This window comes from Cupriavidus sp. 01T418 (genome assembly GCF_056398885.1).
In genome coordinates, this window is record NZ_JBFTQG010000006.1 from 189470 (window position 1) to 215540 (window position 26071).

Annotated in this window: 23 protein-coding genes, 1 tRNA gene and 1 pseudogene; 14 read left to right on the forward strand and 11 right to left on the reverse strand. The window is 65.3% G+C overall.

The window, feature by feature from the left end:
* Positions 1 to 117: 117 nt before the first annotated feature.
* From AC1DQ3_RS09635 to AC1DQ3_RS09645, 3 genes are all read right to left on the reverse strand, one after another.
* A complete protein-coding gene (locus AC1DQ3_RS09635) occupies positions 118 to 1422 on the reverse strand; it encodes an MFS transporter (RefSeq protein ID WP_477119959.1) in 1305 nt (434 codons plus the stop codon).
* Positions 1423 to 1539: 117 nt separating this feature from the next.
* A complete protein-coding gene (locus tag AC1DQ3_RS09640) occupies positions 1540 to 1782 on the reverse strand; it encodes a hypothetical protein (protein WP_006162792.1) in 243 nt (80 codons plus the stop codon).
* Positions 1775 to 3211 carry an aldehyde dehydrogenase family protein gene (locus AC1DQ3_RS09645; protein ID WP_477119960.1) on the reverse strand — a complete coding sequence of 479 codons (1437 nt, stop codon included), beginning with the start codon at positions 3209 to 3211 and terminating at the stop codon, positions 1775 to 1777. Before AC1DQ3_RS09645 ends, AC1DQ3_RS09640 begins: the two co-directional genes overlap by 8 nt.
* 187 nt (positions 3212 to 3398) lie before the next feature.
* Here AC1DQ3_RS09645 and ppa point away from each other — a divergent pair, with 187 nt between their 5' ends.
* Entirely contained in the window at positions 3399 to 3926 is a 528-nt protein-coding gene (ppa, locus tag AC1DQ3_RS09650; RefSeq protein WP_017228479.1) for an inorganic diphosphatase, read from the forward strand.
* Between the two features lie 54 nt (positions 3927 to 3980).
* The gene (locus AC1DQ3_RS09655; RefSeq protein WP_477119961.1) at positions 3981 to 4535 is read left to right on the forward strand and encodes a cytochrome b; all 555 of its coding nucleotides are present in this window, start codon (positions 3981 to 3983) and stop codon (positions 4533 to 4535) included.
* A 31-nt stretch (positions 4536 to 4566) separates the two neighbouring features.
* On the opposite strand, the gene AC1DQ3_RS09660 is transcribed toward AC1DQ3_RS09655, so the two are convergent.
* Complete coding sequence (locus AC1DQ3_RS09660; protein WP_477119962.1) at positions 4567 to 5733, reverse strand: GNAT family N-acetyltransferase; 1167 nt, start codon at positions 5731 to 5733, stop codon at positions 4567 to 4569.
* A gap of 315 nt (positions 5734 to 6048) precedes the next feature.
* Between AC1DQ3_RS09660 and glnK the strand changes: the two genes are divergently transcribed.
* Entirely contained in the window at positions 6049 to 6387 is a 339-nt protein-coding gene (glnK, locus tag AC1DQ3_RS09665; protein WP_006162803.1) for a P-II family nitrogen regulator, read from the forward strand.
* 58 nt (positions 6388 to 6445) lie between these two features.
* Here glnK and AC1DQ3_RS09670 read toward each other — a convergent pair whose 3' ends face one another.
* The 3 genes from AC1DQ3_RS09670 to trxB form a co-directional block, all read right to left on the reverse strand.
* Positions 6446 to 7087: a trimeric intracellular cation channel family protein gene (locus AC1DQ3_RS09670; RefSeq protein ID WP_477119963.1), complete on the reverse strand. Its 642-nt coding sequence runs from the start codon at positions 7085 to 7087 to the stop codon at positions 6446 to 6448.
* 13 nt (positions 7088 to 7100) lie between these two features.
* Positions 7101 to 7775 (reverse strand): Smr/MutS family protein, encoded by a 675-nt coding sequence (locus AC1DQ3_RS09675; RefSeq protein ID WP_477119964.1) that lies wholly within the window; start codon positions 7773 to 7775, stop codon positions 7101 to 7103.
* 178 nt (positions 7776 to 7953) lie between these two features.
* Positions 7954 to 8901 carry a thioredoxin-disulfide reductase gene (gene trxB, locus AC1DQ3_RS09680; protein WP_477119965.1) on the reverse strand — a complete coding sequence of 316 codons (948 nt, stop codon included), beginning with the start codon at positions 8899 to 8901 and terminating at the stop codon, positions 7954 to 7956.
* 172 nt (positions 8902 to 9073) lie between these two features.
* Here trxB and AC1DQ3_RS09685 point away from each other — a divergent pair, with 172 nt between their 5' ends.
* The 5 genes from AC1DQ3_RS09685 (at position 9074) to AC1DQ3_RS09705 (ending at position 15782) form a co-directional block, all read left to right on the forward strand.
* A complete protein-coding gene (locus AC1DQ3_RS09685; protein WP_477119966.1) occupies positions 9074 to 11401 on the forward strand; it encodes a DNA translocase FtsK in 2328 nt (775 codons plus the stop codon).
* Positions 11402 to 11544: 143 nt separating this feature from the next.
* Positions 11545 to 12183, forward strand: a complete 639-nt coding sequence (gene lolA / locus AC1DQ3_RS09690) for an outer membrane lipoprotein chaperone LolA (RefSeq protein WP_477119967.1) — start codon at positions 11545 to 11547, stop codon at positions 12181 to 12183.
* A gap of 8 nt (positions 12184 to 12191) precedes the next feature.
* Entirely contained in the window at positions 12192 to 12617 is a 426-nt protein-coding gene (locus AC1DQ3_RS09695) for a hypothetical protein (protein WP_477119968.1), read from the forward strand.
* Between the two features lie 177 nt (positions 12618 to 12794).
* Positions 12795 to 13829 (forward strand): Fe(3+) ABC transporter substrate-binding protein, encoded by a 1035-nt coding sequence (locus AC1DQ3_RS09700; protein ID WP_477119969.1) that lies wholly within the window; start codon positions 12795 to 12797, stop codon positions 13827 to 13829.
* Positions 13830 to 14258: 429 nt separating this feature from the next.
* The gene (locus AC1DQ3_RS09705) at positions 14259 to 15782 is read left to right on the forward strand and encodes a Fic family protein (protein WP_477119970.1); all 1524 of its coding nucleotides are present in this window, start codon (positions 14259 to 14261) and stop codon (positions 15780 to 15782) included.
* Positions 15783 to 15920: 138 nt separating this feature from the next.
* Here AC1DQ3_RS09705 and AC1DQ3_RS09710 read toward each other — a convergent pair whose 3' ends face one another.
* Both AC1DQ3_RS09710 and AC1DQ3_RS09715 read right to left on the reverse strand, forming a co-directional pair.
* Positions 15921 to 16598 (reverse strand): hypothetical protein, encoded by a 678-nt coding sequence (locus AC1DQ3_RS09710; RefSeq protein WP_477119971.1) that lies wholly within the window; start codon positions 16596 to 16598, stop codon positions 15921 to 15923.
* A gap of 204 nt (positions 16599 to 16802) precedes the next feature.
* Positions 16803 to 18455 (reverse strand): ABC transporter permease, encoded by a 1653-nt coding sequence (locus AC1DQ3_RS09715; protein ID WP_477119972.1) that lies wholly within the window; start codon positions 18453 to 18455, stop codon positions 16803 to 16805.
* 170 nt (positions 18456 to 18625) lie between these two features.
* Here AC1DQ3_RS09715 and AC1DQ3_RS09720 point away from each other — a divergent pair, with 170 nt between their 5' ends.
* The 6 genes and pseudogenes from AC1DQ3_RS09720 to AC1DQ3_RS09745 form a co-directional block, all read left to right on the forward strand.
* Positions 18626 to 19717, forward strand: a complete 1092-nt coding sequence (locus AC1DQ3_RS09720) for an ABC transporter ATP-binding protein (RefSeq protein WP_477119973.1) — start codon at positions 18626 to 18628, stop codon at positions 19715 to 19717.
* A gap of 89 nt (positions 19718 to 19806) precedes the next feature.
* On the forward strand, positions 19807 to 20856 hold the full coding sequence (locus AC1DQ3_RS09725) for a TRAP transporter substrate-binding protein (RefSeq protein WP_477119974.1): 1050 nt from the start codon (positions 19807 to 19809) through the stop codon (positions 20854 to 20856).
* A gap of 102 nt (positions 20857 to 20958) precedes the next feature.
* Entirely contained in the window at positions 20959 to 22329 is a 1371-nt protein-coding gene (locus tag AC1DQ3_RS09730) for a replication-associated recombination protein A (protein WP_477119975.1), read from the forward strand.
* A 156-nt stretch (positions 22330 to 22485) separates the two neighbouring features.
* On the forward strand, positions 22486 to 23790 hold the full coding sequence (gene serS, locus AC1DQ3_RS09735) for a serine--tRNA ligase (protein ID WP_477119976.1): 1305 nt from the start codon (positions 22486 to 22488) through the stop codon (positions 23788 to 23790).
* 79 nt (positions 23791 to 23869) lie between these two features.
* A tRNA-Ser gene (locus tag AC1DQ3_RS09740) sits at positions 23870 to 23959 on the forward strand.
* 264 nt (positions 23960 to 24223) lie between these two features.
* Positions 24224 to 24480 (forward strand): annotated as a pseudogene (locus tag AC1DQ3_RS09745) (IS110 family transposase); the annotation flags it as partial.
* 26 nt (positions 24481 to 24506) lie between these two features.
* Here AC1DQ3_RS09745 and AC1DQ3_RS09750 read toward each other — a convergent pair.
* Positions 24507 to 25022, reverse strand: a complete 516-nt coding sequence (locus AC1DQ3_RS09750) for a hypothetical protein (RefSeq protein ID WP_477119977.1) — start codon at positions 25020 to 25022, stop codon at positions 24507 to 24509.
* Positions 25023 to 25035: 13 nt separating this feature from the next.
* Positions 25036 to 25419 carry a hypothetical protein gene (locus AC1DQ3_RS09755; protein WP_477119978.1) on the reverse strand — a complete coding sequence of 128 codons (384 nt, stop codon included), beginning with the start codon at positions 25417 to 25419 and terminating at the stop codon, positions 25036 to 25038.
* Positions 25420 to 26071: the final 652 nt, after the last annotated feature.

Sequence of the window (26071 nt, forward strand, 5' to 3'; positions counted from 1 at the left end):
GGTGTGGCCGTGTGGAGCGCCCGAGGGGCGGGCCACACCCACCCGCGATGCGAAGCGAGCCGTGAAGGTTCACCAGGCCGTATGGGGCGGGTCGCCCCACACGAAAGTCGGATGAACCTACTTGTCCACCATCCGCGCCGGCACCGACAATGTCAGCGCCGCACCCACCACCAGGCACGCCGCCAGCAGGTACATCCCGGAATCCGTGCTCTGCGTCAGGTCCTTGAGCCAGCCCACCGCATACGGGCTGATAAATCCGGCCAGGTTGCCCAGCGAGTTGATCAGCGCAATGCCCGCGGCCGCGCCCGTGCCGGACAGGAATGCCGTGGGCAGGCTCCAGAACAGCGGCAGCGTGGTCAGGATGCCGATGGTGGCCAGTGTCAGGCCTAGCAGTGCAGGCACGGTATTGCTGTGCCATTGCACCGACAGCACCAGGCCAAGCGCGCCCAGCAGCGCGGGAATGGCGATGTGCCAGCGGCGCTCGCGCGTGCGGTCCGCGCTGTACGCCACCAGGATCATGCCGACTACCGCGCAGCCGTAGGGGATGGCGGTGAGCAGGCCGATATCCAGCGGGCTCTTCACGCCGGTCTGCTTGATGATGGTGGGCAGCCAGAAGCTGACGCCATACAGGCCCATCACGAAGCAGAAGTAGATCGAACTCATCAGCCAGACGCGCGGGCTGGTCATGACCTGGCTGACCGGCGCGTCTTCCTTGTGCCCGTCCTCGCTGGCGATATTGCGCTGGAGCAGGGACTTCTCTTCGTCGCTCAGCCACTTGGCGTGGACGATGCGGTCGTCGAGGCAGGCCAGCACCACCAGCCCCACCAGCACCGAAGGGATGCCTTCGAGCAGGAACATCCATTGCCAGCCGGACCAGCCGTTGCGGCCGTCGAAGGATTGCATCACCCAGCCCGACAGCGGCCCGCCGATCACGCCGGCCAGCGCAACCGCGGTCATGAAATAGGTGGTGGTGCGCCCGCGCCGGTGCGACGGATACCAGTAGGTGAGGTAGAGGATGATGCCGGGGAAGAAGCCCGCTTCCGCGATGCCGAGCAGGAAGCGCAGCACGTAGAACATCGCCGGCGTGGTGACGAACATCATCGCCGCCGAGATCAGCCCCCAGGTAATCATGATCCGGGCGATCCAGATGCGCGCGCCAACCTTGTGCAGGATCACGTTGCTGGGCACCTCGAACAGGAAGTAGCCGATGAAGAAGATGCCCGCGCCCAGCCCGTAGACGGTCTCGCTGAAGTGCAGGTCGTTGAGCATTTGCAGCTTGGCAAAGCCTACGTTGACGCGGTCCAGGTAGGCGACGACGTAGCAAAGCAGCAGGAAGGGCACGAGGCGCCAGCTCACCTTGCGGTAGGTGGCATCCTCGAAGGCGGGGTCGGCCGCCCCGGCGTGTACTGCGGTTGTTGTCATGCGGTCTCCTCTGGATTCCATTTTTCCATTTTCTCTGGGTGCACGATGCCGCTGGATGGGAGGCGCCGCCTGCTACATGCGGCGCCTCCCGTTGGTTGCAAGGGACAAGGCCACGGCTTAGTGCGAGAACGGGCCGCGGCCGCGCAACGCGTTGGCGACCATCATCAGCGCGAGCAGGAAGGGCAGTGCCACATAGAGGCACCAGTGCACGCGGTCGCCCACGGTGTCGCCCCATTTGCGCTTGAAGACCTGCAGGCGCGGCATGGCGGAGGGGTTGGTGGCACGTTTGTTTCTGACGTGCCACGCCATCCAGAAGAAGAAAATGGCGAAGGCGACCGACAGGAAGTTGATATTACCCATGTTGTATGGCGATGGTTTTCAGTGTGGTGAATCCGTACAGGGCTTCGAAGCCCTTCTCGCGGCCGTGGCCGGACTGTCCGCTGCCGCCGAAGGGCAGTTCCACCCCGCCGCCGGCACCGTAGTTGTTGATAAAGACCTGGCCCGCGCGCAGCTTGTGCGCGAGGCGCAGCTGCCGCGCGCCGTCGCGGGTCCACACGCCGGCGACCAGGCCGTAGGGCGTGCCGTTGGCGAGCGCGATGGCCTCGGCCTCGGTGTCGAAGGGCATTGCCGCCAGCAGCGGGCCGAAGACTTCTTCCTGCGCCAGCCGGTGCGTCGGCGGCACATCGCGGAACAGCATCGGCACCTGGTAGTAGCCGGACTCCGGCGCTTGCGCCACGATCTGGCCCTGCGCCATCGCGGCAATGCCGGCATGCTGTGCGTCGGAGACGAAATCCCAGACGCGCTGCTGCTGCTTGCGGTTGATCAGCGGGCCGCATTCCAGGTCCATCTCCGCCGGCCCTACGCGCAGGGATTCGAATACCGTGGCGAGGCGGTCGAGCACGGCGCCGTAGATCGGGCGCTCCACCAGCACGCGGCTGCCTGCCGAGCAGGTCTGGCCGGCGTTCTGCACAATGCCGTTGACGATGACCGGCACCAGCGCATCGAGGTCAGCGTCGGCAAACACGACCTGGGGCGACTTGCCGCCCAGTTCCAGCGTCACCGGCACGTGGTTCTCGGCCGCCATCTGCGCGATCAGCTTGCCGGTCTGCGGCGAGCCGGTAAAGGAGATGTGGTTGATGCCGGGATGGCGCGCCAGCGCGGCGCCGGCTTCATGGCCATAGCCGGTGACGATGTTGAGCGCGCCCTCGGGCAGTCCGGCCTCGGCCGCCAGTTCCGCCACGCGCAGCAGCGACAGGCAGGCATCCTCGGCGGGTTTGACCACGCAGGCATTGCCGGTGGCCAGTGCCGCGCCCACGCTGCGCCCGAAGATCTGCAACGGGTAGTTCCACGGGATGATGTGGCCGGTCACGCCATGGGGCTCGCGCACGGTCAGCACGGTAAAGCCGGGCTGGTAGGGGATGGTCTGGCCGTGCAGCTTGTCGGCCGCGCCGGCATAGAACTCGAAATAGCGCGCCACGGCGCGCGCATCGGCGGTGGCCTGGCGCAAGGGCTTGCCGGTGTCGCGCGCTTCCAGCGCGGCAAGTTCGGCCTCGTGCTCGATCAGCGTGAGCGCCACGCGGTTGAGCAGGCGCGCGCGCCCGGCGGGCGCCATGGCGCCCCAGGCGCCTTCGGCGGCCTGGCGGGCGGCGTGGACGGCCACATTGATATCGACCGCGTTGCCGCGGGCGATCTCGGCAAAGGGCTCGCCGCTGGAGGGGTCGAATACCTTGATGCGCATGCCGGAATCCGGCGCGATCAGGCGGTTGGCAACGAAGTGCTGGGCGTGCATTTGGAATGGCTCCGAGGATGCGACCGGCAGCTTGTGGCTGCTAGTGCGCCTGCCGATGCGTCATTGGGACAATTCGCCATTATCACTCACTGCGCGAGGCGCGCAAGGCACGTGGCGTCAGGCCCGGGTCAGCTTCGAACCGCTATAATGCCCGCCATCCACAAACACAGGCATCTGGAGAGCAAGCATGAGCTTCAACCTCGTTTCCCCCGGCAAGGACATCCCGAACGATTTCAACGTCATCATCGAGATTTCCGCCCAGAGCGATCCGGTGAAGTACGAAGCCGACAAGGAAACCGGCCTGCTCTTCGTTGATCGTTTCATCGGCACCGGCATGCGCTACCCCGCCAACTACGGCTTCATTCCGCAGACCTTGTCGGGCGACGGCGACCCCGTCGACGTGCTGGTGCTCTCGCCGTTCCCGATCCTGGCCGGCGCCGTCGTGCGTTGCCGCGCGCTGGGCATGCTCAAGATGACCGACGAGTCGGGCGTGGATGCCAAGCTGGTCGCCGTGCCGCTGGACAAGCTGTCGCCGGCCACCGCCTTCATGAAGGGCCTGTCCGACGTGCCGCAGAACCTGCTGGACCAGATCAAGCACTTCTTCGAGAACTACAAGGCACTCGAGGCGGGCAAGTGGGTCAAGGTCGAAGGCTGGGCCGGCATCGAGGAAGCCCACAAGGAAATCACCGACGGCGTCGCCAACTACAAGAAGTAAGCGCCAGGGCAGCCAGCGTTCGCTGCCCGAAAGGCAAGGCACCGGCAATTTCCCATGTTCCCTACTTCCTCCAAGCCGTTGGTGCCGGTCCGCTATGCCGTTCCGGCGGTGTTTTTCCACTGGGCGGTTGTCCTGCTGATTGCCACCGCGTACGCCGCGATCGAACTCGAGGGCTTTCTCCCCGAGGGCAGCGCCGGGCGAACCTTGTCGATGTCGGTACATACCTGGGCCGGCGCGCTGGTGCTGGTGCTGGCGGTGCCGCGCCTGCTGTGGCGCCTGGTGCGCGGCGCGCCGCCGCCCGAGCCCGGCCCGCGGTGGATACAGCGGCTCGGCGGCGCCATGCATGTCCTGCTCTACCTGTTTATCTTCGTGCAGCCCGTGCTGGGCCTGCTGGCCCTCAACGCGGGCGGCCACCTGCTGACGATACCGGGGCTGGGCATCGAAGTGCCGCCGCTGGTGACGGCCAGCAAGGACCTGAAGAACACCCTCGAGGACATTCACGGAACGCTGGGCACGGCCTTCTACACGGTGATTGGCCTGCACGCCATCGCAGCGCTGTTCCACCACTACATGCTGGGCGACAACACGCTGCGGCGCATGTGGCGGTGATGCGGCAAGCCGGCCCCGCCAAAGGCCGGCGTCAGCCGCGCGCGAACGGCGTGCGGTCGTTGAGTTCGTCCAGGTAGGCGTCGATGCCCTGGCGTTCGCGCGCGAGGAAGCGCTCGACGGCATCGGCGAAGGACGGATGCGCCAGCCAGTGGGCGGAGCGCGTCGCCACCGGCAGGAATCCGCGTGCCATCTTGTGCTCGCCCTGCGCGCCGCCTTCGAAGGTGCGGATGCCCTGCGCGATGCAGAATTCCAGCGGCTGGTAATACGCGGTCTCGAAGTGCAGGCAAGGGTGGTGCTCGAGCGCCCCCCAGTAGCGCCCGAACAGGGTGCTGCGCGCGGGGTCGCCGTCGTAGACCACCAGCGAGGCGGCGATCGGCTGGCCGGCGCGCTCGGCCACCACCAGCAGCAGGTTCTCCGGCATGGCGGCGCCGATGCGCCGGAAGAAATCCAGGTTCAGGTAGGGCGTGGAATGGTGCTCGCGGTAGGTCTGGCGATAGCAGCGGTTGAAGAAGCGCCATTCGTCTTCGCCGATCTGCGCGCCGCGCAACTGGCGGAAGGTGATGCCGGCCTCCGCCACGCGGCGCCGCTCGGCGCGGATGTTCTTGCGCTTCTTTTGCGACAGCGTGGCCAGGAATGCCTCGAAGCTCTCATAGCCCGGGTTGGTCCAGTGGAACTGCACCCCATGCCGCATCAGCATGCCGGCGTCCGCCATCAGCGCAGCCTCGTGTTCGTCCGGGAAAAGCACATGCAAGGACGACAACTGGCTCTGTTCCGCCACCGCCAGCGCGGCTTGCAGCAGGAAGCGGCGCGCGTCTTCGTCCTCGGCCAGCAACCGCGCCCCCTGGACCGGGGTAAAGGGGATCGCGGACAGCAGCTTGGGGTAGTAGGGCAGGCGGTGCTGCGCATAGGCGTCGGCCCAGGCCCAGTCGAACACGTATTCGCCGTACGAGTGCATTTTCGCGTACAGCGGCATGGCCGCCGCCAGGTGCTCCCCGCCACTGTCGTCCGGGGCCCACAGGACCAGGTAGCGCGGACTCCATCCGGTTTCGTCGCAGGCGCTGCCGCTGGCGTGCAGGGCGTGCAGGAAGGCGTGGCGCAGGAACGGCGTGGCGCCCGGCTGGGCGGCCACCAGGGCGTCCCATGCCGCCTCCGCCAGCTCGGACAGATCGAAAACGATCTGCGTGCGATAATTCTCCATCCGCTCGTGTTCCTGTCCGCCTTGTGCCGCAGCTGTCCCTGGGGGGCTCTCGGCAGGGTGGTCCGGTCCCGGCTTGCAAGATTCAGACTGCATTGCGCTAGATTTGCTCATCATTGGCCCTGGCCAGCACCGTCATGGTGCCTGCCAGGGAACTGTTCCGCCATGGCTGTGCGCGCCGCGCCGGCCTTGCAGCTTCGGGCTGGCGGGAGCGCCGGATGAGTCTACCGGAAATGGCGCGGTGCGGCAGGAGACATCCGGCCAACCGCCGGGCAGGCTAAACTCTTTCTCTAACCAACGACTATATAAGGGGCCAAAATGAAGCAGATTACCGCCATCATCAAACCGTTCAAGCTGGACGAAGTGCGTGAGGCGCTGGCTGACGTCGGCGTGACCGGGTTGACGGTAACCGAGGTAAAGGGCTTTGGCCGCCAGAAAGGGCATACCGAGCTGTACCGCGGCGCCGAGTACGTGGTCGATTTCCTGCCCAAGATCAAGATCGAGGTCGTGGTTGCCGAGAACCAGCTCGATACCGTGCTCGATGCCATCGTCAAGGCGGCGCACACGGGCAAGATCGGCGACGGCAAGATCTTCGTCACCGAGATCGAGCGCGTGATCCGCATCCGCACCGGCGAGCAGGACGAAGCCGCCGTCTGAGCCTGGCCCGGGCGGGCAATCCTGGCGGTCCCACGGGAGGGGCGCCCGGTTTGCCCGGCTAGCTCGGCAGTTTCCAGCCGAAGCGCACGCACAGCAGGCGCGTTGCCGTGATGGTGATCGCGCCCGCGAGCAGGGCCAGTTCCTGCTCGGCCCGCATCCAGGTCAGGCCGACATAGACCCAGCAGCCTACAAAGGCGCAGGTGGCATAAGGCGAGCGGTCGCGCAGGATCATCGGCACCTCGTTGCACAGCACGTCGCGCACCACGCCGCCGAACACCGAAGAGATGATGCCCATCATGACCGCCACGGTCGGGGTCATATTTGCCACCAGCGCGAGCGACGTGCCGGTGACGGAGAACAGCCCGAGGCCGATCGCGTCGGCCGTGATCAGGGTGCGCTCCGAGGCCACCCGGCTGACCACCCGCAGCACGAACGACGCGCCGAGCGACATGACGAAGATCAGGATCACATAGCCTTCGTGGTCGACCCAGTAGAAGGGCCGCCGGTCCAGCAGCACATCGCGCACGGTGCCGCCGCCGAAGGCGGTGGCGAACGCCACCACGAACGTGCCAACGGCATCGAAGCGCTGCCTGCGCGCATCGACCACGCCGGAGACGGCGAAGGCGAGCACGCCAACCACTTCCATGACATGCAGGATCAGGGGCAACCGCCCCATCAGCAGATCGAGCGGCAAATGCATCGTGCGCGCGGTCTCAGGCGTGCGGCTGGCGCAGCAGCACCATCAGCGCGCCTGCGCCGCCCTCGGCACCGCGCGCCTGCACGAAGGCCAGCACTTCTTCCTTTTGCACCAGCCAGCTGCGCACCTTGCCCTTGAGCACCGGGGTCTTGTCCGGCGAACCGTTGCCCTTGCCGTGGATCACGCGCACGCAGCGCACGCCGCGCTTGACGGAGCGCCGCACGAACTCGGCCAGCGCCTCGCGCGCTTCGTCGCTGCGCAGCCCATGCAGGTCGATCTTGTCCTGGGGCACCCATTCGCCGCGGCGCAGTTTCTTGACCACGTCCATGCCGATGCCGGGCCGGCGGAACGACAGGGTTTCATCGGTATCCAGCAGGTTCTCGACGTCGAATTCGTCGGAAAGCGACGTGGCCAGCACCGCCTTGTCGTCCAGCAGGGTTTGTACCGGCACCGGCGCGGGGTGGCGCGGCGCGGGCGTGACGCGGTTGCGGTCGCGCAGGATGTTGACGTTGCCCACGCTGCTGCGGAACACATCGGCCTCTTCGCGTGCGCGCTCGGCGGCGGCTTCCGCCTCGCGGCGTTCGGCTTCGCGCCGTTCGGTGTCGGCCTTGAGGGAGTTGCGAAGGCCGGCCAGGTCGGTCAGGCCCAAGCGCTTGGGCGGGCTGGCAGGTTTCTTTGCGCCGTGCGTCATGGCGTTCTCCGGGTGCTCGGCGTGATTATAGTGTGGGGGAGCTGATGCAGGCGGCCGGCATCGGCGTTGCACCCGCGGGCCTGTGCGGCAGCTCCCGGGCACCCGCGGCGTTGGATCGCCATGCGCAGCGAATCACAATGCCGCAAGGTGTCGCGAGGTGCCTAGGGCCGGTCCTTGCTTACGACAGCGCTTCCACGTAGCGCTGGGCATCCAGCGCGGCCATGCAGCCCGTGCCGGCGCTGGTGATGGCCTGGCGGTAGATGTGGTCCTGCACGTCGCCGGCGGCGAACACGCCCGGGATGCTGGTAGCCGTGGCATCGCCGGCCAGGCCGGTCTTGGTGACGATATAGCCGTTGCGCATGTCGAGCTGGCCAGCGAACAGGTCGGTATTGGGCTTGTGGCCGATGGCGATGAACACGCCGGCCAGCTTGATCTCTTCGGTCTTGTCGCCTTGGGCATCGCGCACCTTGATGCCGGTCACGCCCGAATCGTCGCCGACCACTTCGTCCAGCACGGTGTTGTAGCGGATGGCGATGCGGCCTTCCTTCTCGCGCTGGAGCAGGCGGTCGACCAGGATCGGCTCGGCGCGGAACTTGTCGCGGCGATGGATCAGGGTGACCTTGCTGGCGATATGCGACAGGTAGAGCGCTTCTTCCACCGCCGTATTGCCGCCGCCGACCACGGCCACTTCCTGGTTCTTGTAGAAGAAGCCGTCGCAGGTGGCGCAGGCCGACACGCCGCGGCCACTGAAGTGTTCTTCCGAGGGCAGGCCGAGGTACTGGGCCGAGGCGCCGGTGGCGATGATCAGCGAATCGCAGGTGTATTCACCGGCGTCGCCGACCAGGCGGATCGGGCGTTCGGTCAGCTTGGCGGTATGGATGTGATCGAAGATGATTTCGGTGTTGAAGCGCTCGGCATGCTCCAGGAAGCGCTGCATCAGTTCAGGACCTTGCACGCCGTTGGCATCCGCTGGCCAGTTTTCCACGTCGGTGGTGGTCATCAGCTGGCCACCCTGGGCCAGGCCGGTGATCAGCACCGGCTGGAGGTTGGCGCGGGCCGCATAGACGGCGGCGGTATAACCGGCGGGACCGGAACCGAGAATCAGCACTTTTGCGTGTTTGGCCATGATGCTTTCCTATGGCTGGTGCGCCTTGATGCGCACCAGCGAGAATCGAAACCAGCATTATAAGTGGACGGGCGTTTGCCCACTGTTGCAAATTCCAATGGGAGCGATAGCCCCGCGCAAGGTTAAAATGGCCGGCAAACCAAATCTTCACACGGTAACCCAGACCCAAGGCATGGCCCGAGCTACTACCACGACACGTACCGATCCCTCCGCGCTGCCCTCGCGCATCGGCAAGCTGCTGGGCGAAGTGCGCTGGTTCCTGTTGCTGGCGGTCACACTGGCCTTCGTCTGCATTCTGGCCACCTACAGCAAGGCGGACCCCGGCTGGTCGCACGCCAACCAGGTGGCCGACATCCACAACCTGGGCGGCCGCGTGGGCGCCTGGCTGGCCGATGTGCTGTTCTTTGTCTTCGGCTTCTCCGCCTACTGGTGGGCGGTGCTGCTGGTGCGCCGCTGCTGGCGCGGCTGGCGCGCGCTGACCGCCGAGCTGCCCGAGCGCAATGGCGAGGCGCGCCAGGGACTGGTGGTGAGCTGGATCGGCTTCGGCCTGTCGCTGACCGCCAGCATGGGCCTGGAAGCCATCCGCATGTATCCGCTGCGCTCGGCGCTGCCGCGTGCCCCCGGCGGCGTGCTCGGCGACCTGCTGGGCGGCTGGATGCAGATGGCGCTGGGCTTTACCGGCGCGACCCTGCTATTGCTGATGACGCTGGCAATCGGCCTGTCGCTGTTCTTCCATTTCTCGTGGCTGTCGGTGGCCGAGCACATCGGCGGCTTCGTCGAGACGCTGTTCCTCGGCTTCAAGGCGCGCCGCGAAAGCAAGCAGGACCGCATCATCGGCGAGGCGGCCAAGGTCGAGCGCACCGAAACCGTGGAAGTGCAGCGGGTCAGGATCGACGAGGCGGCGCCGGTGCAGATCGTGCGCCCGCAGGCGGTGCCCAAGCACGAGCGGGTGGAGCGCGAGAAGCAGCAGCCGCTGTTCGCCGATATCCAGGACTCCGACCTGCCGCCGCTGGCGCTGCTGGACCCGATCCCCGCGCACCAGGAGACGGTCAGCGCCGAGACGCTGGAGTTCACCTCGCGCCTGATCGAGAAGAAGCTCAAGGACTTCGGCGTCGAGGTCAAGGTGGTGGCGGCCTATCCCGGCCCGGTCATCACCCGCTACGAGATCGAGCCGGCCGTCGGCGTCAAGGGCAGCCAGGTGGTCAACCTGGCGCGCGACCTGGCGCGCTCGCTGTCCCTGGTCTCCATCCGCGTGGTGGAAACGATCCCCGGCAAGGTCTACATGGGGCTGGAGCTGCCCAACCCCAAGCGCCAGACGGTGCGGCTGTCCGAGATCCTCGGCTCGCAGGTGTACAACGAGAGCGCGTCCAGCCTCACCATGGCGCTGGGCAAGGACATCGCCGGCAAGCCGATGGTGGCCGACCTGGCCAAGATGCCGCACTGCATGGTGGCCGGCACCACCGGCTCCGGCAAGTCGGTGGGCATCAACGCCATGATCCTGTCGCTGCTGTACAAGGCCAGGGCCGACCAGGTGCGGCTGATCCTGATCGACCCCAAGATGCTCGAAATGAGCGTCTACGAAGGCATCCCGCATCTGTTGTGCCCGGTGGTGACCGATATGCGCCAGGCCGGCAACGCCCTGAACTGGGCGGTCGGCGAGATGGAGCGCCGCTACAAGCTGATGAGCAAGCTGGGTGTGCGCAACCTGGCGGGCTACAACAAGAAGATCGACGAAGCCGCCGCGCGCGAGGAAAAGATCCCCAACCCGTTCAGCCTGACCCCGGACGCGCCCGAACCGCTCGAAAAAGTGCCGATGATCGTGATCGTCATCGACGAGCTGGCCGACCTGATGATGGTGGTGGGCAAGAAGGTGGAAGAGCTGATCGCCCGCATCGCGCAGAAGGCGCGCGCCGCCGGCATCCACCTGGTGCTGGCCACGCAGCGGCCCTCGGTCGACGTCATTACCGGCCTGATCAAGGCCAACGTGCCGACCCGCATCGCCTTCCAGGTCAGCAGCAAGATCGATTCGCGCACCATCCTCGACCAGCAGGGCGCGGAGGCGCTGCTGGGCATGGGCGACATGCTCTACCTGGCGCCGGGCACCGGCTTGCCGATCCGCGTCCACGGCGCCTTTGTTTCCGATGACGAAGTACACCGGGTGGTGGAAAAGCTCAAGGAGGGCGGCGAGACCAACTATATCGAGGGCATCCTCGAAGGCGGCGTGGCCGAGGGCGACATGGGCAGCGACGGCATGGGCGGCGGCGCCGGCATTGGCGGTGGCGGCGGCGAGGCCGATCCGCTCTACGACCAGGCCGTCGACGTGGTGCTGAAGAACCGCCGCGCGTCGATCTCGCTGGTGCAGCGCCACCTGCGCATCGGCTATAACCGTGCCGCGCGGCTGCTCGAGGACATGGAGAAGGCCGGGCTGGTTTCCGCCATGTCCGGCAATGGCAATCGCGATATCCTGGCCCCGGCCGGCAGCGTCCGCGAGGAAGAATGAGCACTCTCGCGTAACATGCTGTTACGCGTGAAGCACATGGTTGCGGAATCCGCCATGCGCTCACCGCTCTAACCGGACAGGCAGCGCTGCTGCATCGGCAGCGCTTCCACCCTACCAAGCCAGCTAGCAAGCAAGGACAAACCATGCGAAACCGCATTCTCGTGTCTGCATGTGCCGCGGTAGCCGTGCTGTCGCTGACAGCAGGCGCGGCCATGGCTGCCGCCACCGACCAGCTCCAGGCCTTCGTCGCGGGCGTCAAGAGCGCCAGGGGCGAATTCACCCAGCGCCAGGTCAAAGGGCAGGGCGACAGCCTCAAGGTGGCCGGCACCTCCAGCGGCACCTTCGCTTTTTCGCGTCCGGGCAAGTTCACCTGGCGCTACGTCAAGCCGTACGACCAGTTGCTGCAAGCCGATGGCCAGACGCTTTACATCTACGACAAGGACCTGAACCAGGTGACCGAGCGCAAGCTCGACGGCGCCCTGGGTTCCAGCCCCGCCGCCATCCTGTTCGGCAGCAACGACCTGGAAAAGAACTTCGTGGTGAAGAACGGCCCCACGCGCGACGGCATCGAGTGGCTGGACCTGACGCCCAGGGCCAGGGACACGCAGTTCGAGCGCATCGGTATCGGCTTCAAGGCCGGCAACCTGGAGGCGATGGAGTTGCGCGATGCGTTCGGCAACACGACGCTGCTGACCTTCAGCGCCATCCAGAAGAACCCCGCGCTGCCCGCCGACACCTTCCGGTTCACGGTGCCCAAGGGCGCCGACGTGTTGAAGCAATGAGGACTGCCATGATCCGAGCTTCCTTCTCCAGGCGGGTTTCGCGCCGCTGCGGTGCCATCGCCGGCATTGCCGCGGCCGTGCTGCTCGTCGCGGCTTGCGCCGGACAGAGCGGCGCCAGCAAGCATTTCGACGTCGATGCCTTCCTGCGCGCTTCCGACACGGCCTTGCCGGAAGTGCTCGCCAATCCGGACTTCCTCTCCGCCACGCAGGCGAGCGCCAACGATTGCGCCACGCTGCTGCAATCGACCACCAGTGGCGTGCTGGAAGACCTGCCTCCGGCCGGCAGCGGCCGCGGTCCGGCCTGGCTGCTGCATCCGGCGGGCGCACCGGACAAGGTCTGGCTCGTCGTCAGCAAGGGCAGCGGGGAACGGACCTGCCATGGGCCGCTGCCTGCCGATGCGATGAAGGCGCTGGTGGTGCGCGCCGGCGCCTGAATGCCAGTGACGGGGAGGGCATGGTTCCCATGCCGCCCTGCCACCTTGCCGCCTCGAACATGACAGCGTTGCAGCTTGACCTCCGAAACAAGAATGATTATTGTTCATTGCTCGCCTTGCATTAAGGTGCGTTTATCGCAACGCCAGGGCGCCGCAGAACAATATCCAAGGAGAGTCATGCTCATATTTCGTCACTTGTTGCCGCGCGCCGCGGCGCTTGCCGTGCTGGCGCTGCCGCTTGCCGCGAGCGCGCAGGAAAAGGTGCTGAACCTTTACACGGCACGCCATTACCAGACCGACGAAGCGCTCTACGCGAATTTCACCAAGCAGACCGGCATCAGGATCAACCGCATCGAGGGCCAGGAAGACCCGCTGCTGGAGCGCATCAAGAGCGAGGGCGCCAACAGCCCCGCCGACGTGTTCATCACCGTTGACATTGGCCGCCTGTGGCGAGCCCAGCAGGCGGGCGTGTTCGCGCCGTTCAAGTCAAAAGTGCTGGAGTCGCGCATTCCCGCCAACTACCGCGACCCGAACGGCGACTGGTTCGGTTTCTCGGCGCGCGCCCGCGTGATCGCCTACAACAAGGCGGCGGTCAAGCCCGGCGACATCAAAAGCTACGAGGACCTGGCCGATCCCAAGTGGAAGGGCAAGCTGTGCATCCGCTCCAGCGGCCACGTCTACAACCTGTCGCTGATGTCCAGCCTGATCGCCCACGATGGCGAGGCCAGGACGGAGCAGTGGACGCGCGGCGTGGTGGCCAACCTGGCGCGCGCGCCCAAGGGCGGCGACACCGACCAGCTCAAGGCGGTGGCCGCCGGCGAATGCGATATCGCGGTCGCCAATACCTATTACATCGCCCGCATCCTGAAGTCGGCCAAGCCCGAGGACAAGGCCCTGGCGGGGCAGCTCGGCGTGGTGTGGCCCAACCAGGCCAGCCAGGGCGTGCATATGAACATTTCCGGCGGCGGCATGCTCAAGCATGCGCCCAACAAGGATTCGGCACGTGCGTTCCTGGAGTACCTGGCCAGCGACGAGGCGCAGCGCTATTTTGCCGACGGCAACAACGAGTGGCCGGTGGTGGAGAGCGTGAAGATCAGCAATCCCGCCCTCGAAGCCCTGGGCAGCTTCAAGGCCGACAAGATCGATGTCGCGGAACTGGGCAAGTACCAGCCGCAAGCGCAGAAGCTGGCGGACAAGGCCGGCTACAAGTAATCGCGGCCTGTCGGGCGGCACGGGAATGGCGGCGCGAGCCGCTAGCCATTAACAAATAGTGTTGAGAGCCGCGCGTTGGGCACGAAAGCCAAAGGCCATGCAACTTTCCGATTGCATGGCCTTTTTGTGGTTCGTTGGCCTGCGGGGGCCGAGCGCTGCGAAGCGTTTCCCGGCCAAATTGATGACCTGGGTTGAGCCCCATGCAGAGCGCCGAGGCGTCCTTCCCACCCGGCCCAATATGTGAGACGGTAACGATACCCTACCAGATAGGTGAACGGGTAAGTCTCGTATGTGAGCTGGTAAAAGCGCCTGCCAGTCCTGTTGATATGCAAGTTGGTAAGCCATGCACGCCTACATATACTAAATGGTAATTCGCATATAGACTTTGGTAATCCGTTTGCTCATGCTTACGCAGAAATACCTGCCGTTATGGCTCATGCTCCACTTGGCTACAGCGCCCTGATCTCGAAGTTCAGCCTGCGCGTTCCCCCCCTGCTTGCGACCTCCGCGCTGTCTGATAAGACGGGTGTCATGAGCACCCACACGGGCGCCGACGGGAGCATCAAGACGGTGTATCCCCGGAACCGCCACCGCGGCGAGGACACGACTGTCGACCATCTGACCTTCGCGCTGCGCAAGGAGCCGCTGAACCTGACCGTGCTTGCGGCACTCTTCGAACACCAAGCCGCCGTGGAGGAAGTACGCCAATGGCTCGCTTCGACTCCAGGATCGCGATACGCCCGGCTTGCGGCCTTCTACGCCAAGTGGCTGGCTGGCGCCGAGTTCGACTACAAGTTGCCGACCGGTACCGCCCGTGTACCGACGCTGGACGAGGCGAAATACGTCACGGGTCCCAGCCAGCTCGACGCGCAGCTCGGGATTCTGAACAACCACCTGGGCCCGGCCGCATTCTGCCCGCTGGTGCGTCGAACGGAGCGGCTCGAGGCCTTCATCGCGGCTGACCTGCCGGGGATGATCGCCGCTGCCATCAACCGGCTCGAGCCGGAGGTTCTCGCACGCGCGGTGGACTATCTCTACCTGGCTGAGACGCGATCGACGTACTCGATCGAGAAGGAGTTGCCGGACAATCAGCGCGTCGCGAGATTCAGGCGACTGTTGGAATTTGCCGGCGCAGCGGTTTCCCTCGACGAAGAGCAGTTCTGCGACTGGCAGAACGAGATCATTTCGACGATCCGGGCCGAGTACTCGTATCGCGATCGCCAGAACTGGCTCTCCCGCGGTGGACGGCTGCGAAATGTCGCCGACTACATTCCGCCGGCGCCGGCGCAGGTCGAGCCGATGATGAATGGCTTGGCCTACGTCGCTGGCCTGATCGAAGGGAAAGTGGATCCCATCATCGTCGCGGCATGTGTCTCGTTCGGGTTCGTCTATATCCACCCGTTCTACGATGGTAACGGCCGGCTGCACCGATTCCTGATTCACCATTTGCTGCGTCAGGCCGGTGTCACGCCGGAAGGCGTCGTGCTACCCGTCTCGGCAAGCATGCTGAAAAACCTGCAGGTCTACGCCGGTCTGCTCAAGGACTACTCCGGGCCGCGCACGAGCTTGCTGAACTACGCCCTGGATGCGGACAGCGACACGATACTTGTCAAGTCGCCGCAGCCCTATTGGCTGTACGCCTCGTTCGATGCGACGGCGCTGTGCGAGTTCGTCTTTGCATGCATCGAGCAATGCGTCGGGGAGGACCTTGCGCTGGAGATTCGATATCTGAAGGCGTTCGACGCGAGCAAGGCAAGGCTCGAAGGATGGCTGGACTTGCCCCAGTCGCGCTTGACTAATCTGATCGACCTGATCGTGCAGAACCATGGCGAGATCTCGCATCGCAAGCGCTCAAAGTTCACCGATCTGACGGACGGGGAACTCGCGCGAATCGAGGAAGTGGTGAGGGACGAGTACGCAGACTACTTCGCGAGCCAAGCCAAGACCGCCTGAAGGCGAAGCATCCGCGATTCGTTCGGGAAGAATTCGTAGGCACGGCAAGCGAGAGGACCTGGGCGGAGATTGGATCCTGGGCGCATCTCGGCCGATTTTCAACACATTATGTTAGCGGCTGGCGCGAGCCGCCATCTTTCATGACAGGGCTTTCGGCTTCGGCTTCGACCTCGGCTGCAAGTCGGCCGCGTCCTTGTTTTCGCCGCTTTCCAGGCGCCGGAAGCGCAGCTTTGCGCCGCGTTCCCTGTGTTTCTCAAAGGTCTGTTTCAACTGCTCGCGCCGCCGCGTGCGCGTGTGTCCCAACGTGCCATTGGCGTATGGCAGCTTGGCTACCACGGTACTCGCGATCTGGCGTGCCAGCAGCACGTCCAGTGCCTGCCGCGCGCGCACCTGGGCGTTCAGCAGCCCGTCGGCGGGATTGGCACGGGCGCGATGCAAGTCGTAAGGCAGCATGACCGGGCCGGCAAGCTGGCGCAGCGCTGCGCGGATGTACGGGCTGTCCAGTCCCGCCTCGTGGAGGATCCAGGCAGCGTCATGACGCAGCCACGGCTCGGGATCGGCAAGCTTGCGCAGCAGGGCATGCGCAAGATCCGCCTGGCGGTAGCCGTGCGCGCGCCTGACTGCATTGAGCGCGATGCGCCTGACATGGGCGTTCTCGTGATCGAACAGGTCCGCCACCAGGCGCTCGACCATGCCGGGTTTTTCCAGTTGTTCTGCCAGTTGGCCCGCCAGCACGATCTCGTCGACCGGGCTGATCCGCTCCTGGCGGGACAGGCGGCCCAACTTGAACACCAGCATGCGGTAACGAAGCTGCATAACACTTCCTGAAGACGCTGCGAACAAATGCCATGCAAGATTGCGGCCGGCGCAGTCGTGATGCGGCGCGAAGCAGGCCGGCGGCGGAGGCAGGCCGCTTGACTCGCGCGCAGGTGTGCGTGCGTGCCGGGCACAGCTCCCGACCAGAGTTTTATCGACAGGGCGCCGGATAACTTTAGGGAAAGCAGTTTGCTGCCGCACGGGCTATTGGCGCGCATCCCGCCGTATCGAGCGCGACAGCAGGATCACCGGCAGCAGGCCCACCGCCACGATCACCAGCGACGCCGTGGCGGCTTCGGCCAGGCGCTCGTCGGAGGCCAGGTTGTAGGCCTGCACGGCGAGCGTATCGAAGTTGAACGGCCGCATCACAAACGTGGCGGGCAACTCCTTCATGACATCGACAAAGACGATCAGCGCAGCGGTCAGCAGGCTGCCGCGCAGCATCGGCAGGTGCACGCGCCGCAGCGTGGCGCCGGGGCCGTGGCCCAGGCTGCGCGATGCCGCATCCATGGCGGGCGTGATCTTGACCAGGCCCGCGTTGACAGTTTGCAGGGCCACGCCCAGGAAGCGCACCAGGTAGGCATAGACCAGCGCGGCAATGCCGCCGGTCAACAAGAGACCCACCGTCCATCCCAGATGCTGCTGCAGCCAGGATGACAAGGTGTTGTCCAGTTGCGCCACCGGCACCAGCACGCCGACCGCGACCACCGAGCCGGGCAGCGCATAGCCCATGCCGCACACCCGCGTCAGCACGCGCAACAGCCAGCCCCGGCCCGCCGCAATGCCGCGTCCCGCATAGCCGATCAACAGCGCAGCCAGGACCGCCACCAGCGCGGTGAGACTGGCAAGCAGGAAGCTGTTGCGCACCAGCCCGATAAAGCGCGGGCCAAACTGCGCGTCGCCCTCAGCCAGCGCCATCTTGCACAGCATCAGTGCCGGGATGGCGAAACCCAGCAGCACGGGCAGCACGCATACCAGCAGCGCCAGCGCGGCGCGCCAGCCATGCAGCCGATAGGCCGGGGCACGGCGCTGGCCGCCGTGCACGCGGGCGCGGCCGCGGCTGATGCGCTCGACCAGCAGGATGCCGATGACAAAGACCAGCATGCAGGCGGACAACTGGGCCGCGGCGTTCTTGTCGCCCAGCGAGAACCACGCGCGGTAGATGCCGGTGGAAAAGGTCGGGATGCCGAAGTAGGCCACGGTGCCGAAGTCCGCCAGCGTTTCCATCAGCGCGAGCGCGGTGCCCGCGACGATGCCAGGCCGCGCCAGCGGCAGCATGACGCGCCATACGCTGCCCCAGGTGCCGTAGCCAAGCAGGCGCGCCGCCTCCAGCGTGTTCAGGGTCTGCTGCAGGAAGGCCGCGCGCGCGGTCAGGTAGACATAGGGGTAGAGCACCAGCGTGAACAGCACGATGGCCCCGCCCAGCGAGCGGATTTCCGGGAACCAGTATTCGCGCGCGCGCCAGCCGGTCAGCGCGCGCAGCCAGCTTTGCACCGGCCCGGCGAACTGCAGCGCATCGGTATAAGCGTAGGCGATGACATAGGCCGGCATCGCCAGCGGCAGCACCAGGGCCCATTCCAGCCATCCCCGTCCGGCAAAGCGGTAGGTGCTGACCAGCCAGGCGGTGGGCACGCCCAGCAGCAGCACGCCGGCACAGACCCCGGCCAGCAGCCACAAGGTGTTGCCTACGTACTCGGCCAGCACCGTGTCGGCGAGGTGCCGCCAGGTGTCGCCGCTGGGCGTGAGCAGGCTGCTGGCCACTTGCGCGATCGGCAGGGCAATCAGCAGGGCGGCCAGGCCGGCAACAAGGGCGAGCGGGTGCAGGCGGCTGGTACGGCTGGAGCGAAGCAGGGTCATGCGGTGGCGGGCTGGCGTCGGGAGTCGGGAAATTGGCGAAATCGGGACCAGCGGGCCGGTGGCAACGCCGGCCCGCTGGTTTCGCATTCTAGCAACGGGAGCGGCGCGGGCGGCGCCGCGCGGACTGCGCAGCCGCGACACGCGCATGCCGGCCCCATATAATGCCGGGCATGCGAGGCCACCCCCTTTCCAGTCCATCCCTGCCGGCACGATCCGACACCGTTATCGAGGTCGATCGCATCCATCACGGCTTTGGCAGCCATGCCGTGGTCAACGGCCTGTCCTTCACCCTGGCGCGCGGCAGCATTGCCTGCCTGCTCGGGCCCAGCGGCTGCGGCAAGACCACCGTGTTGCGCGCCATCGCCGGCTTCGAGCCATTGCGCGAAGGCCGCATCCTGTTGCAAGGGGAGGTCATGTCGTCGCCGGGTTTCTCCTTGGCCCCCGAGCACCGGCGCATCGGCATGGTGTTCCAGGACTACGCCTTGTTCCCGCACCTGAGTGTGACCGACAACGTCGCCTTCGGGCTGCATGCCGTGCGCCGCGGCGAACGCGCCGCGCGGGTCGGGGAGATGCTGGCCCTGGTGGGCCTGGCCGGCTCCGGCGACAAGTTTCCGCATGAACTCTCGGGCGGCCAGCAGCAGCGCGTGGCACTGGCGCGCGCGTTGGCGCCGCGTCCGGAGTTGCTGCTGCTCGACGAGCCGTTCTCCAATCTGGACATCGAGCTGCGCGAACGCCTGAGCCTGGAGGTGCGCGACATCCTCAAGGCCCAGGGCACCACCGCCATCCTGGTCACGCACGACCAGCACGAGGCCTTCGCCATGGCCGACGAGATCGGCGTGATGCACGCCGGCGCGATCGAGCAGTGGGACAGCGCGCACAACCTTTATCACCGGCCCGCCACGCGCGTGGTTGCGGACTTTATCGGCCAGGGCGTGTTGATGCCGGGTCGACTCGCCGGCCCGGACACGGTTACGCTGGAACTGGGCACGCTGCATAGCCGTGAACCGCTTGGCGTGCCGCCCGCCACCACCGAGGTGGACGTGCTGATCCGCCCTGACGATATCGTCCATGACGACGCCAGCCCATTGCAGGCCGAGATCCTGCACAAGGCCTTTCGCGGCGCCGATATCCTGTACACGCTGCGCCTGGCTGGCGGCGGGCAGGTATTGTCGCTGGTGCCATCGCACCACGACCATGCGCTCGGCGAGCGCATCGGCATCCGCGTGGAAGTCGAGGACATAGTGGCCTTCCGGCGCGGCTGAGCGCGCGTCGCGAGGGCCTTGGCGGCCTGCATTTAACCCGTCCATTCGGACACGATCGCTTCACTACCTCACGCCACAGGATTTCCACCATGTCTGCATCCCTGAAGTGCGCATCCCGTCCGCTGCGCCGTCGACTGCTGCGCAGCGGCTTGCTGCTCGCCCTGCTTGCCTGCGGCGCTGGCCAGAGCTGGGCGCAACCCGCCGCCAACGCCACCACCTGGCGCATGGCCACCGAATACCCGGCCAGCGCCATGCCGGGCGAAGGGCTGGCCACCTTCGCCGAAGAGGTGAAGGCACGCACGGCCGGCGCCATCGAGGTGAAGCCCAGCTTCGATGCCAGCACGGGCGTGAAGTCAGCGCAGATGCCTGCCGCGGTGAAGGAAGGGCGGCTGGAGGGGGGCGACGCCTTCGGCGGCGCGCTGGGCGCAGTCGATCCGCTGTTCCTGCTGTCTTCGCTGCCTTTCGTCGCCACGTCAATAGAATCCGCCCGGCGCCTGGCCGAACTGGCCCGCGCCGACTACGCGCGCGCCTTCGAGGCGCAGGGGCAGCATTTGCTGTATGTCACGCCGTGGCCGCCGACCGGGCTGTGGTCCCGCAATCCGTTAGCCACGCTGGCCGACCTGCGCGCGCTGTCGGTACGCACTTATGACGAGACCTCCACCGAGGTCATGCGCGCTGCCGGCGCACAGGCCACCAGCCTGTCCTTTGCCGACGCGATGCCGCGCCTGAAGGACGGCTCGGTCAATGCGGTGCTGTCCTCGGGCGACGGCGGCGCGGGGCGCAAGCTGTGGGATTACCTGCCCAGCTTCACGGCCATCGGCTATGCCATGCCGCTGTCCTTCACCACGGTCAATGCGGCCACCTATGCGGGCCTGTCGCCCGCCTTGCGTGCCGCCGTGGACGCCGCCGCGCAGGCTACCGAGCAAAAGCAGTGGGCGCGCCTGGATACCCGGCTGGTGGAGAACACCGCGCGCATGCGTGCCAATGGCGTGACCATCGAAGACAGCCCGGCAGCCGCTGTGCAGCAGGCGCTGCGCGAGGCCAGCGCGGGTGCGATCACGGCGTGGCGCAAGCGCGTAGGCAGCGAGCGCGCCGGCGTGCTGGATGCCTTCACGCGCAACGAGCGCGCTGTGCGCTGAGGCGCTCGCCCAGGCGGGCCGGCGCGATGGTCTACACTGTCACGTTCCTGGGCGCAGCGGTTCGTACCGTGCGCGCCTGCCCTGACATAAGGCCTGCATACCGTGGCGGACACGCTGTTTTCCGAAGCTCCCGATCGTTCCCAACAACCCCTGGCCGAGCGCTTGCGTCCGCGCAATATCGACGAGGTGATCGGCCAGCAACACCTGCTTGGCGCCGGCAAGCCGCTGCGGGTGGCGTTCGCGTCCGGCGAGCCGCACTCCATGATCCTCTGGGGCCCGCCCGGCGTGGGCAAGACCACGCTGGCGCGGCTGATGGCCACGGCCTTCGACGCCGAGTTCATCGCGCTGTCGGCGGTCCTCTCTGGCGTCAAGGACATCCGCGAGGCGGTCGAGCGCGCCGAGCAATACCGCGCCCATGGCCGCCGCACGCTGGTTTTCGTGGACGAGGTGCACCGCTTCAACAAGAGCCAGCAGGATGCATTCCTGCCGCACGTGGAAAGCGGGCTGTTCACCTTTATCGGCGCCACCACCGAGAACCCCTCGTTCGAGGTCAACGGCGCCTTGCTGTCGCGCGCCGCGGTGTATGTGCTCAAGAGCCTGGATGATGATGAGCTGACGCAGTTGGCGCGTCGCGCCAGCGAGGAGCTGGGCGGCCTGCAATGGGCGGACGAAGCGCTGCAGCTGATCGTTGCCTCCGCCGATGGCGACGGCCGCAAGCTGCTCAACAACATCGAGATCGTGGCGCGCGCCGCGCGCAGCGCCGGCGCGGCCATCATCGACAAGGCGCTGCTCGGCAGTGCGCTGTCGGAGAACCTGCGCCGTTTCGACAAGGGCGGCGACGCCTTCTACGACCAGATCAGCGCGCTGCATAAGTCGGTGCGCGGTTCCGACCCGGATGCCACGCTCTACTGGTTCTGCCGCATGCTCGACGGCGGCGCCGATCCGCGCTACCTGGCGCGCCGCATCGTGCGCATGGCGTGGGAAGACATCGGCCTGGCCGATCCGCGTGCCGCCCGCATCACGCTCGACGCAGCCGAGACCTACGAGCGCCTGGGCTCGCCCGAAGGCGAGCTCGCGCTGGCGCAGGCGCTGATCTACCTGGCCGTGGCGCCCAAGTCCAATGCGGGCTACAACGCCTACAACGCCGCACGCGCCTTCGTGGCGAAAGACAAGTCGCGCGGCGTGCCGACCCACTTGCGCAACGCCCCGACCAAGCTGATGAAAGAGCTGGGCCACGGCCACGCCTACCGCTACGCGCACGACGAGCCCGAGGCCTACGCCGCCGGCGAGCATTACTTCCCCGACGACCTCAGGCGCCAGGGCTGGTACCAACCCACGCCGCGCGGGCTGGAGGGCAAGATCGGCGACAAGCTGCGTCACCTGCGCGATCTCGACGCGCAATGGCAGCGGCAGCAAGGCAAAGGCAAGGGCGGGGACGAAGGCGGCGAGGGCGGCGAGGGCGGGGCAAAATAGCGCCCATCGGCAGGACCGGCCTGCCTGCCGTCGCGAACAACGCCCGATCTGCCACCCTGTTCCCGGCCGGCGGTTCCGTGCTTGCCCCGGCCAGTACAGTAAAATGGCGGGTCCGCCGGCATGCCGCTGGCCCATGCACCTCCCCTCATACGCAACATGCTAGACATCCAGCTGTTCCGCAAAGACATCGACGCCGTGGCGCAACGCCTTGCCACGCGCGGATTCCAACTCGACGTAGCGGCCTTCCAGGCACTCGAAGCCGAGCGCAAGCAACTGCAGACCCAGACCGAGGAACTGCAGGCACGCCGCAACAGCCTGTCCAAGCAGATCGGCATGCTCAAGGGCAAGGGCGAAGACGCTTCGGCGGTGATGGCCGAAGTCGGCGGCATCGGCGATGCCCTCAAGGCATCGGCCGCGCGCCTGGAAGAAATCCAGGCCCAGCTCTCGGAGATCCTGGAGGCCATTCCCAACCTGCCGCACGAAAGCGTGCCGGTGGGCGGCGACGAAAGCGCGAACGTGGAAGTGCGCCGCGTCGGCACGCCGCGCAGCTTCGATTTCGAGGTCAAGGACCACGTCGACGTGGGCGAACGCCTCGGGCTGGATTTCGATACCGCGACCAAGGTCACGGGTTCGCGCTTCTCCATGCTGCGCGGCGGCGTCGCGCGCATGCACCGCGCGCTGGTGCAGCTGATGCTCGATACCCATACGCTCGAGCACGGCTACACCGAAATGTACGTGCCCTACATCGTCAACGCTGCATCGATGCGCGGCACCGGCCAGCTGCCCAAGTTCGAGGAAGACCTGTTCAAGGTGCCGCGCAAGTTTGGCAGTGAAGAGGGCGAGCGCATCGAGAACTTCTACCTGATCCCCACCGCCGAGGTGCCGCTGACCAATATCGTGCGCGACGCCATCGTGGCCGGCGACAAGCTGCCGCTGCGCTTCGTTGCCCACACGCCTTGCTTCCGCTCGGAAGCCGGCTCCTACGGCAGGGACACGCGCGGCATGATCCGCCAGCACCAGTTCGACAAGGTCGAACTCGTGCAGGTGGTGCAGCCCGAGCACGCGTTCGATGCGCTGGAGCAGCTCACCGGCCACGCCGAAGCCATCCTGAAGAAGCTCGACCTGCCGTTCCGCACCATTGTGCTGTGCACCGGCGACATGGGCTTCGGCAGCACCAAGACCTATGACCTGGAAGTGTGGATCCCCGCGCAAGGCACCTACCGCGAGATCAGCTCCTGCTCGAATATGGGCGATTTCCAGGCGCGCCGCATGCAGGCCCGCTTCCGCGCGGGGCAGGGCAAGCCGGAGTTGCTGCATACGCTCAATGGTTCCGGCCTTGCCGTTGGCCGCACGCTGGTGGCGATCCTGGAAAACTACCAGAACGCCGATGGCTCGGTGACGGTACCGGCCGCATTGCAGCCATATCTGGGCGGCCTGACGCGCCTGGAACCCGAGGCGTAATTTATCGCCGCAAAGGGCTTGCGGCAGAGGCGGGGGTTCCTCTATAATCTTGTTCTTCGCGACAAGCGACCCAGTTACCGGAGAGGTGGCAGAGTGGTCGAATGTACCTGACTCGAAATCAGGCGTAGGTGCGAGCCTACCGTGGGTTCGAATCCCACCCTCTCCGCCAGCAGTATGGAAAAAGCCCTTGGAAATCAAGGGCTTTTTCTTTTGGTGCTGCCTCTACCCCACCAGCCGTAAAGCTTGCTGAGCAGCGTATTTTCGAGTGGCGCGAGGGCGCGATCAAGGCAGCCTCAATTGTGGCGGGATCCCTTGAATTGACAAGCTCCTTCAGTATTCTAGAGTCGCGCTACGCGCGGGCTTAATGAGATGGTCACCCCCACCCTACACGCGGGTAACACGGTAGGGTGTTTTCTTTTCTGCAGGCCATCATGTGCGGCACTTCGTCAAGAGCAACAAGAACGATTTTGTCGATGCCGAGGCGATTTGCGAGGCGGCTTCACGCCCGTCGATGAGGTTTGTCACGCCCAAGACGGAGTCTCAGCAGACACTGTCGGCGCTGCACCGTGTGCGCGAATCGCTGATTCTGATCGCACAAAGACAAGCAATCAGATCCACGGATTCCTGCTGGAATTCGGGATCAGCCTGCCGGTGGGACAGGCGGCCATTACACGACTACCTGCGGTGCTGGGCGGGTGGCAACTCGCGCGCTTGGCTTACGGGTTGGAAGCAGGAGACGGGCTAACGTAACGCTGTTGACTGTTGATTGGATTAGCGACGATCTGAATCCTGAAGAGAATTCGATTGAAGCCTGATTTTTGGGGTGTGTTGTAGAACACGAAAAGGTCCCCCAACTCTGACGGTTGATCGCCAGGCAACGCGGTTGCCAGTCCTTGCCCGGTCACAGCTAGGCTTTTGGTACTGACGACACTGTAAATTGTGGCAGGACTCGCAGTGACATCGTTCGCAATGCCGTTGGGCTCGATCACTTCAACCTTTAACTGCACGCTAGTGCCTCGTGCCATCGGGATGGCATTCTGCTCAATGGCCCTGGCCACGGCGTCATCAGACAACCGCATCTTCTCCAACTCGCGGGTGCCTATGACAGTCTGGCCATTGACGCTGACACGCAACTCCACGTTCGGCTCGCTGCCTGTGTAGCCGCCAGGCGTTTGGGCGATGGAAACGGCGCAAGCGGTAGAAAGGAGAACTGCAGAAATGATGTGCTTCATATAGACGGTCCTATTAGAATTCGATTGGGAGGCCATTTTTCTCACGATGCTTCACGCAGTTTCCCCGGATATCATTGCGCTTGGAGACGACGATGTGCTTTGCCACGACGGCCTCGACGCCACCGTTTTGTTCCGCCACACACTCGCCAATGTACCCACCCACCTCATCCCAGTCGGCGTTCGTGCCACATCCGTTGCTATTGAGGGCCGCTTGAAGATCCGCCTTGATATGATAGTCCGCCATGCTGGCTTCGCAGAGACGCCTAATGCCGTAATCAGGCACTAGCGAATTCGTATTGCGACAGTTTTCCAGCACCGATTTCCATTCACCCGTACTCGACAGAAACGGATCCACAAAGGCAGGGACAACCTTCGTGAGCCACTCGGGCCGCTCCATCTGCATCCGACTCCCGCATGAATATTTCGCAATGCAAGTCTGATTCACGATAAACCCATTAGTGGGATCGCCTGGTAGCCTAGCAATCTTCTCCAAATTTTCCACCCGAGAATAGCAAGTGTCATCCGGGCGTACGTAGAACAGCCGCATAGAGTCGGAAGCAGAGCAGCTATTGACCGAACTCGAACGTCTAATTGATTGCGGCCTTCTCTCAGCCACGCGACCGCCTGCCCCGAACCCAGGAACTGAAGCAGGGCCGTAAATGTCCCGGCCCTGGAAAAGAAGACGGTCCCGTTCAAAATTGCAGTTGCCGATCCTTGATCCGTGGGCTGCGCATGGCCGCTGCCCGAGCCGGTGATGGTGGTGATCGGTGCCCGGAGTACGCTGTTCTTTGCTGGCGAAGTGAAGTAGATGTGGCATGACTGTGCGCTGGCGAAGGAACAGGCCGCTAACAGAGCTGTCGCCGAGCACCATTTTTGAACTCTTTTTCCCATATCTCCACCCTGGACGCGTCAAAGTCATAAGAGTTTATCTCCAGAAATCTCAGGCGGGATCGTGATATTTATTTGATTCAGATATAAACAAGACAGAATTAGTACTTATTCGAGAAAATAAATATTGCTTGCCGCAATAAAAATGCCGGAGCACAGCA

Coding starts and splice junctions, on each gene's coding strand:
- AC1DQ3_RS09635 (WP_477119959.1), bottom strand. CDS start 1,422: ATGACAACAACCGCAGTACACGCCGGGGCGGCCGACCCCGCCTTCGAG.
- AC1DQ3_RS09640 (WP_006162792.1), bottom strand. CDS start 1,782: ATGGGTAATATCAACTTCCTGTCGGTCGCCTTCGCCATTTTCTTCTTC.
- AC1DQ3_RS09645 (WP_477119960.1), bottom strand. CDS start 3,211: ATGCACGCCCAGCACTTCGTTGCCAACCGCCTGATCGCGCCGGATTCC.
- ppa (WP_017228479.1), top strand. CDS start 3,399: ATGAGCTTCAACCTCGTTTCCCCCGGCAAGGACATCCCGAACGATTTC.
- AC1DQ3_RS09655 (WP_477119961.1), top strand. CDS start 3,981: ATGTTCCCTACTTCCTCCAAGCCGTTGGTGCCGGTCCGCTATGCCGTT.
- AC1DQ3_RS09660 (WP_477119962.1), bottom strand. CDS start 5,733: ATGGAGAATTATCGCACGCAGATCGTTTTCGATCTGTCCGAGCTGGCG.
- glnK (WP_006162803.1), top strand. CDS start 6,049: ATGAAGCAGATTACCGCCATCATCAAACCGTTCAAGCTGGACGAAGTG.
- AC1DQ3_RS09670 (WP_477119963.1), bottom strand. CDS start 7,087: ATGCATTTGCCGCTCGATCTGCTGATGGGGCGGTTGCCCCTGATCCTG.
- AC1DQ3_RS09675 (WP_477119964.1), bottom strand. CDS start 7,775: ATGACGCACGGCGCAAAGAAACCTGCCAGCCCGCCCAAGCGCTTGGGC.
- trxB (WP_477119965.1), bottom strand. CDS start 8,901: ATGGCCAAACACGCAAAAGTGCTGATTCTCGGTTCCGGTCCCGCCGGT.
- AC1DQ3_RS09685 (WP_477119966.1), top strand. CDS start 9,074: ATGGCCCGAGCTACTACCACGACACGTACCGATCCCTCCGCGCTGCCC.
- lolA (WP_477119967.1), top strand. CDS start 11,545: ATGCGAAACCGCATTCTCGTGTCTGCATGTGCCGCGGTAGCCGTGCTG.
- AC1DQ3_RS09695 (WP_477119968.1), top strand. CDS start 12,192: ATGATCCGAGCTTCCTTCTCCAGGCGGGTTTCGCGCCGCTGCGGTGCC.
- AC1DQ3_RS09700 (WP_477119969.1), top strand. CDS start 12,795: ATGCTCATATTTCGTCACTTGTTGCCGCGCGCCGCGGCGCTTGCCGTG.
- AC1DQ3_RS09705 (WP_477119970.1), top strand. CDS start 14,259: ATGGCTCATGCTCCACTTGGCTACAGCGCCCTGATCTCGAAGTTCAGC.
- AC1DQ3_RS09710 (WP_477119971.1), bottom strand. CDS start 16,598: ATGCAGCTTCGTTACCGCATGCTGGTGTTCAAGTTGGGCCGCCTGTCC.
- AC1DQ3_RS09715 (WP_477119972.1), bottom strand. CDS start 18,455: ATGACCCTGCTTCGCTCCAGCCGTACCAGCCGCCTGCACCCGCTCGCC.
- AC1DQ3_RS09720 (WP_477119973.1), top strand. CDS start 18,626: ATGCGAGGCCACCCCCTTTCCAGTCCATCCCTGCCGGCACGATCCGAC.
- AC1DQ3_RS09725 (WP_477119974.1), top strand. CDS start 19,807: ATGTCTGCATCCCTGAAGTGCGCATCCCGTCCGCTGCGCCGTCGACTG.
- serS (WP_477119976.1), top strand. CDS start 22,486: ATGCTAGACATCCAGCTGTTCCGCAAAGACATCGACGCCGTGGCGCAA.
- AC1DQ3_RS09750 (WP_477119977.1), bottom strand. CDS start 25,022: ATGAAGCACATCATTTCTGCAGTTCTCCTTTCTACCGCTTGCGCCGTT.
- AC1DQ3_RS09755 (WP_477119978.1), bottom strand. CDS start 25,419: ATGGAGCGGCCCGAGTGGCTCACGAAGGTTGTCCCTGCCTTTGTGGAT.